General features: G+C 71.1%; 6 protein-coding genes. 1 reads left to right on the top strand and 5 read right to left on the bottom strand.

The annotated features are described in order from the left end of the window. From CR470_RS34260 to CR470_RS34245, 4 genes are all read right to left on the bottom strand, one after another. A partial coding sequence (locus CR470_RS34260) for a 2-oxoglutarate dehydrogenase E1 subunit family protein (RefSeq protein ID WP_179892467.1) occupies nucleotides 1–335 on the bottom strand: 335 nt, incomplete at its 3' end. A 282-nt stretch (nucleotides 336–617) separates the two neighbouring features. After that, on the bottom strand, nucleotides 618–1,694 hold the full coding sequence (locus CR470_RS34255) for a HAMP domain-containing sensor histidine kinase (RefSeq protein WP_097871330.1): 1,077 nt from the start codon (nucleotides 1,692–1,694) through the stop codon (nucleotides 618–620). Next, a complete protein-coding gene (locus CR470_RS34250; RefSeq protein WP_030079431.1) occupies nucleotides 1,691–2,428 on the bottom strand; it encodes a response regulator transcription factor in 738 nt (245 codons plus the stop codon). The genes CR470_RS34255 and CR470_RS34250 overlap by 4 nt, the downstream gene beginning before the upstream one ends. A gap of 233 nt (nucleotides 2,429–2,661) precedes the next feature. Beyond that, nucleotides 2,662–3,372: a spermidine synthase gene (locus CR470_RS34245; RefSeq protein ID WP_257139015.1), complete on the bottom strand. Its 711-nt coding sequence runs from the start codon at nucleotides 3,370–3,372 to the stop codon at nucleotides 2,662–2,664. A 301-nt stretch (nucleotides 3,373–3,673) separates the two neighbouring features. Between CR470_RS34245 and lon the strand changes: the two genes are divergently transcribed. Next, nucleotides 3,674–6,106, top strand: a complete 2,433-nt coding sequence (gene lon / locus CR470_RS34240) for an endopeptidase La (RefSeq protein ID WP_097871328.1) — start codon at nucleotides 3,674–3,676, stop codon at nucleotides 6,104–6,106. 109 nt (nucleotides 6,107–6,215) lie between these two features. Here lon and CR470_RS34235 read toward each other — a convergent pair whose 3' ends face one another. After that, nucleotides 6,216–6,968: a polysaccharide deacetylase family protein gene (locus CR470_RS34235; RefSeq protein ID WP_179892468.1), complete on the bottom strand. Its 753-nt coding sequence runs from the start codon at nucleotides 6,966–6,968 to the stop codon at nucleotides 6,216–6,218. Nucleotides 6,969–7,322 lie beyond the last annotated feature (354 nt).

The raw sequence follows: 7,322 nt of genomic DNA, 5'->3' as shown, positions 1-7,322 counted from the left end.
AGAGATGTGTATAAGAGACAGGCCTTCGTCGGAGCCGGAGCGGCTGGAGCGGCCGCCGGAGCGGGCGCTGCCGGGGCGGGCGCTGCCGGGGCGGCGGGCGCCTCGGTCACCGGTGCGACGCCGGGAACGGGCTTTTCCGCCGTGCCGGAGGCACCCGGCTTGTAGTCGGCGAAGAAGTCCCACCAGGCGCGATCGACGGAACTGGGATCCTGGAGGTACTGCTGGTAGATCTCGTCGACGAGCCATTCATTGGCACCGAACGCGGCGGCCGGGTTCGTACCCGGGCCGGCTTGATCGGTCGAGATGCTCGAGTTACTGGGGGACTGAGACGACACGGCGGCAACCGCCCTCTTCCGCTTCACAAGGTGATGGACAGCGGAAATCAAGGCTACGCCCCCCGAACCGTTCCTTGCAGACCGGGCCGGTGCTTCGTTGTGCACATCACATCGGAAGGCGGGTTTCGGCGCAGGAAATGGCGGGAAACAAGCGAGGTTCCACTGCACTTCGGGTACGCGGGACCGTGGATACGGTCGTCCGACCGGATCCCTTTGAGGCCCCTCGCAGGCAGGACACCATTGAACGTGCCCTTCCGGTTCGACCCTATGTCAACCGCGCCGTCAACTGCGCGGCTCGGAGATTCCCGGGAGGGTGACCTGGATGCGGCAGCCCTTCGCGGATTCGGCCACTCCGATCCGACCGCCGTGCAGATCGACCGCCCACCGGGCGATGGCCAGCCCCAGTCCCGTGCCGCCGTCGCTTCCCGGACCGTGCGGGGAGGGCACCTGGCCCCGGTTGAAGCGCTCGAACACCCGGTGGCGCTCCGCCTCCGGGATGCCGGGCCCCTCGTCGACGACCTCCAGCTCCAGCGATTCGGGAGAGGCGCCGCGCCGCGCGAGCACCGTCACCCGGCCGTGCGGCGGGCTGTGCTTGACCGCGTTGTCGATGAGGTTGGCGACCACCTGGTGCAGCCGCTCGGCGTCCGCGTGCGCGGTGAGCTCCGGCGGCCAGACGTCCAGATGCAGATGGACATCCGTACGGGAGTGATTGCCCGAACCCGACGACAGGCGTCGGTGGGAGGCGGCGAGATTGGCCTCTTTCAGTACGCCCGACAGATACGGCCACACCTCGAAGCGGCGGGCCTTGAGCGCCACCACCCCGTTGTCCAGCCGCGACAGGTCCAGCAGCGTCTCGACCAGCCGGCCGAGCCGCTCCGTCTGCTGCAGCGCCGTGCGCATCGTCTCCGGATCGGCGGCGGACACCCCGTCCACCACGTTCTCCAGTACGGCTCTCAGCGCCGCGATGGGGGTGCGCAGCTCATGGCTGACATTGGCGACCAGCTCTTTTCGATGCCGGTCCTCCGCCTCCAGATCGTCCGCCATGCGGTTGATCGTCTGCGCCAGGTCCCCCAGCTCGTCCCGCCGCCCGGCGCCGCTCACCCGGCGGGTGTAGTCGCCGTGCGAGATGGACCGGGCCACCGCTCTCATCTCGTCCAGCGGCGCGGTCAGACCGTGCGCCACGAACTGGGTGATCAGCAGTGTGGCGATCACCGAGAACACCGTGATGAAGCGGAACTCCGTACGGGTCCGCAACGCGACGATCAGCAGCCCCGTGGTGATGAACACCGAGATGACGACGAGCGTGCCGAGCTTGGCCTTGATCGAGAAGGGCCGCAGTCCGGACCCTGGCCGCGTCATGGCGCGGGGGTCTCCAGGGCGTAGCCCACGCCGTGCACGGTACGGATCCGCTCCGCGCCGATCTTCCGGCGCAGCGCCTTGATGTGGCTGTCGACCGTGCGGGTGCCCGAGGCGTCCGCCCAGTCCCACACCTCGGCCAGCAACTGCTCCCGGGAGAGCACCGCGCGCGGGGTGTTGGCGAGGCAGACCAGCAGGTCGAACTCGGTGGGCGTGAGGTGGACGTCCTCGGCGCGCACCCGGACCCGGCGCTGCGCGTGGTCGATCTCCAGCTCGCCCAGACGCAGTATCCCGCTCCGCGGGGTGACGGCGGCCAGCGCGGCCCGCTCCACCCGGCGCAGCAGCACGTGCACCCGGGCGGCCAGCTCCCGCATGGAGAACGGCTTGGTCATGTAGTCGTCGGCGCCGACCCCGAGCCCGACCAGCATGTCGGTCTCGTCATCCCGTGCGGTGAGCATCAGCACCGGTACCGGGCGCTGCGCCTGCACCCGGCGGCAGACCTCCAGGCCGTCGAAGCCGGGAAGCATGATGTCGAGCACCATCAGGTCGGGCTGCCAGGCCTCGGCCGCGTCCACGGCCGCGGGGCCGTCCAGCGCGGTCTGCACGAGGAAGCCCTCCGCCCGCAGCCGGGCGGAAATGGCGTCGACGATCGTGGCGTCGTCCTCGACCACCAGCACCCGGCGCTGAGCCCCCGGGGTGGCCGCGACGCCGTTGTGGGTGGTGTGTGTCTGTTCCATCGCCCCGCCCCTGCCCGTTCTCGCGGGAGCCATTCTCCCGGAGGCACGGTTTTCGCTCGTGGATTTCGTGGGTGATCCCGTGTGCCGGTCAGCAGCGTAAAGGCAGCGGAGGGCTTCCGGCTACGCAGGGTGTTTCCCGGAGGCGCGCGTTCACGCCGACCGGGCGGCCGGATCGTCGGCCTTGTGCCGGTTGACCCGTGCCGCCGCCGGTCCACGCATACCGGGAGGGGGGATCAGGCCGCCCGAAGTGCGAGATGGACCACGTCGGGCACACCTCGGGCAACGGCCACCTCTTCCGTCCTTACCCCGCTGAACCCGGCATTCCGCAACGCCTGTTCGAAGTCCGGCGACGGCTGCGCGGACCAGACGGCGAGCACTCCGCCCGGGGTCAGCCGGTCGTGGCAGTGCGCCAGGCCGGCGGGGGAGTAGAGGCTTCCATTGTCCTCCGTGACGGTCCAGTCCGGCCCGTTGTCGATGTCCAGGCACAGCGCGTCGTAACGCTCCGTGGTGGTACGGAGGTGGGTGACGAGGTCCGTGTGCGCGATCCCGGTCCGGGGGTCGGCCAGCGCCGGACCGGAGATCCGGTCCAGCGGCCCGGCCAGGTGCCAGTCCACGATCGCCTGCTCCCGCTCCACGACCACGATCCGGCCCCAGCGCTCCTCCTCGGCGGCCCGTACCAGCGAGAACCCGACGCCCAGGCCGCCGATCAGCACCGAGGGCGCGGTCCGCGCGGCGGGCAGGGCGGCCAGCGCGGCGTCGATCAGCAGCCGCTCGGAACGCCCGTCCGAGGTGTCCATCAGGAAGCAGCCGTTGGCGATGATCTCGAAGTGCTCCCCGCGCCCCCGCAGCACGACCTCGCCGAAGGGCCCCTCGCGGCGGTCGAGGACGACGGGGGTGTCGGCGGAACGCGTCGGCATCGGGTCGGGGGCGGGCGTCGCGGGCATGGCGGGCATCGGGTGGCTCTCCGGTCTCCGGTCGTGGCGGTTCGGTGTCCGTCATCCTGTCCCGCCGCCCGGGTCGAGGGCCAGCCGGTTCCCGCCGCCGGGGGTGGGGAACAACGGTCCGTCCCACGGCGCTCCCGTACACGGAGGGCCGCTCCGGCACCGCCCCGCCGGGAGGGCGTGGAGGACGGTCCGGAGCATCGGGAAGCGTCTGATCGCTCAGAGCGAACAAGGGTTGGGGAACATTCGGCGGCTCAGGAGCATTGAGTCCACATAGCTCAACTTGCCTGCCGAAGGGGAGATCATGACTAACGAGTCCGAGGCGTTCACACCGATCGACCTGCCCGTGCTGCCGCTCGACGACGAGGTCGTCCTGCCGGGCATGGTGGTGCCGCTCGACTTGTCCGACACCGAGGTGCGCGCCGCCGTCGAGGCCGCGCAGGCCGCCGCCCGTCCCGGCGGGGGCAAGCCCCAGGTGCTGCTGGTCCCGCGGATCGACGGTACGTACACGGGGACCGGCGTCCTCGGCACCGTCGAGCAGGTCGGACGCCTGTCGGACGGCGACCCGGGCGCACTCATCCGGGCCCGCGACCGGGTGCGCATCGGCGCGGGGACCAGTGGGCCCGGCCGGGCGCTCTGGGTCGAGGGGACCGTGCTCGAAACCGTCGCCCCCGACCCCCTGCCCGGATCCGCCGCCGAGCTGGTCAGGGAGTACAAGGCACTCGCCACCAGCTGGCTGAAGAAGCGCGGAGCCTGGCAGGTCGTGGACCGGGTCCAGCAGATCGACGACATCTCCGCGCTCGCCGACAACTCGGGGTACTCGCCGTTCCTCAGCACCGCCCAGAAGGTCCAGCTCCTGGAGACCGCGGACCCGATCGCCCGGCTGAAGCTCGCCATCCAGTGGCTGAGCGAGCACCTCGCCGAGCAGGACGTGGCCGAATCCATCGCCAAGGACGTCCAGGACGGCGTCGACAAGCAGCAGCGCGAATTCCTGCTGCGCCGCCAGCTGGACGCCGTACGCAAGGAGCTCTCCGAGCTCAACGGCGACCCGGAGGGCGAGTCCGACGACTACCGGGCCCGCGTCGAGGCCGCCGACCTCCCCGAGCACGTCCGCGAGGCCGCGCTCAAGGAGGTCGAGAAGCTGGAGCGGTCCAGCGACCAGTCGCCCGAGGGCTCCTGGATCCGCACCTGGCTGGATACCGTCCTCGAACTGCCCTGGACCGAGCGGACCGAGGACGCCTACGACATCCGCGGCGCCCAGGAGATCCTGGACGCCGAGCACGCCGGCCTCGCCGACGTGAAGGAACGCATCACCGAGTACCTCGCGGTGCGCAAGCGCCGTGCCGACCGGGGGCTGGGCGTGGTGGGCGGCCGCCGCGGCGGCGCGGTGCTGGCCCTCGTCGGCCCGCCCGGCGTCGGCAAGACCTCCCTCGGCGAGTCCGTCGCGCACGCCATGGGCCGTAAGTTCGTCCGCGTCGCGCTCGGCGGTGTCCGGGACGAGGCGGAGATCCGCGGCCACCGGCGTACGTACGTGGGCGCGCTCCCCGGCCGTATCGTGCGGGCCATCAAGGAGGCCGGTTCGATGAACCCGGTCGTCCTGCTCGACGAGATCGACAAGGTCGGCTCCGACTTCCGGGGCGACCCGGCCGCCGCCCTCCTCGAAGTCCTCGACCCGGCCCAGAACCACACCTTCCGCGACCACTACCTGGAGGTCGAGCTCGACCTCAGCGACGTCGTCTTCCTCGCCACCGCCAACGTGCTCGAAGCCATCCCGGAGGCCCTGCTCGACCGCATGGAGCTGGTCCGCCTCGACGGCTACACCGAGGACGAGAAGGTCGTCATCGCCCGGGACCACCTGCTCCCGCGCCAGCTGGAGCGGGCCGGACTGGAGAAGGACGAGGTCGCCCTGGAGGAGTCGGCGCTGCGCAAGCTGGCCGGCGAGTACACCCGCGAGGCGGGCGTACGGAATCTGGAGCGCGCGGTGGCCCGGCTGCTCCGCAAGGTCGCGGCCCAGCACGAGCTGGGCGACCGCGAGCTGCCGTTCGCGGTGACCGACGCGGATCTGCGCGGCCTCATCGGCCGTCCGCACCACGTGCCCGAGTCCGCCCAGGACCCGGCCGGGCGCCGCACCGCGGTGCCGGGCGTGGCCACCGGGCTCGCGGTGACCGGGGCGGGCGGTGACGTCCTCTTCGTCGAGGCGTCGCTCGCCGACCCGGAGACCGGGGCGTCGGGACTGACCCTGACCGGTCAGCTCGGGGACGTCATGAAGGAGTCGGCGCAGATCGCGCTGAGCTTCCTGCGGTCGCACGGCGCGGAGCTGGAGCTGCCGGTCGCGGACCTCAAGGACCGGGGTGTGCACATCCACTTCCCGGCGGGCGCGGTCCCCAAGGACGGCCCGAGCGCCGGCATCACCCTGACGACCGCCCTGGCCTCGCTGCTCTCCGGTCGGCTGGTCCGTACGGACGTGGCGATGACCGGCGAGGTGTCGCTGACCGGACGGGTGCTGCCGATCGGCGGCCTCAAGCAGAAGCTGCTGGCCGCGCACCGGGCGGGCATCACCACCGTGGTGATCCCCCAGCGCAACGAGGCCGACCTGGACGACGTCCCGGCCGAGGTGCTGGAGAAGCTGGACGTCCACCCGGTCACCGACGTCCGCCAGGTGCTGGAGATCGCCCTCGCCCCGGCCTCGGCCGGTCGCGGGGCCAGGACCGGGGAGAGGATCCCGGCCGCGGCCTGACCGCCACGCGGTGACGGGCGCGGCGCGGGGGCCTCTCGTTCGCGACCGGTACGGACGGCCCGCTTCCCGAGTCAACGGGGGCGGGCCGTTCCGTGTGCCGTCCGGCCGGTCAGGGGCGGTAGATCGTGCCCGGCTCCGGCACGGCCGGGGCCATCAGCTCGGGGACGGTCACGAAGGTGTAGCCGTCCTTCTGGAGCGCGTCGATGATCCCGGGCACGGCGGGGACGGTGCCCTTGTAGATGTCGTGCAGCAGGATGACGCCGTCCTTGCTCGCCTGGTCCAGGATGCGCTTCTTGATCAGCGCGGAGTCGTTCGTCGAGTAGTCCTTGGCGGTGGCGCTCCACAGCACCTGGGAGAGCCCCAGGTCCTTGCTGATCTCCGAGACCGTGTCGTCGGTGCGGCCCTGCGGCGGGCGCATCAGCGTGGGCTTCCTGCCGGTGATCTTCTCGATGGCCAGCTGCGTCTTCTCCAACTCGGCGCGTATCTTGTCCGGCTCCTGGTCGGTCAGGATCTTGTGGGTCCAGGTGTGGTTGGCGACCTCGTGGCCCTCGTCCTCGATGCGCCGCACCGTGTCGGGGTGCTTGATGACGTGGTGCTTGCCGAGCAGGAAGAAGGTGGCGTGCACCTTCTTCTCCTTGAGGATGTCCAGCAGCCTCGGCGTGTCCTTCCCCGGACCCGCGTCGAACGTCAGGGCGATGCACTTGGCCTTGCGGCAGTCCACCGGCCCGAACGAGCCCTTGGCGTCGGAGGCCGCCTCCTCGCGTGCCGAGCCCGGCGCCGTGGTGTCCATCGAGCAGCCGCTCACCGCCAGTGTGAGCGCCGTCACCAGCGCCGCGGTCAACCCCATTTTGGACAACGGCATCTTTCTGGGCACGACACATCACTCCTCTGTGCGGGAAATCCGCACAGGTGTGCGGTACGCCGAGGACTATACATAGTGCGTATACATGGCGTGCATAGTGGGGGTCCGGGGTCGCGAGAAGCCTCGGTGACCTGGGACGGCGTACGGCCGCATCGTGTGGACGGGCCGGCCGGCGGGCAGCCCGTCGACCGTCGTTGCGTACCGGGCCGCCCGCGGCCGGCTGGTGGCGGTCGACGGGCTGCCCGCCGGCCGGCCCGTCCACACGATGCGGCCGTACGCCGTCCCAGGTCACCGAGGCTTCTCGCGACCCCGGACCCCCACTATGCACGCCATGTATACGCACTATGTATAGTT

Origin of the sequence: Streptomyces sp. rh34 (assembly GCF_002551245.1) — a bacterium.
GTDB lineage: Bacteria > Actinomycetota > Actinomycetes > Streptomycetales > Streptomycetaceae > Streptomyces.
This window is presented reverse-complemented; position numbering and strand designations above follow the sequence as displayed.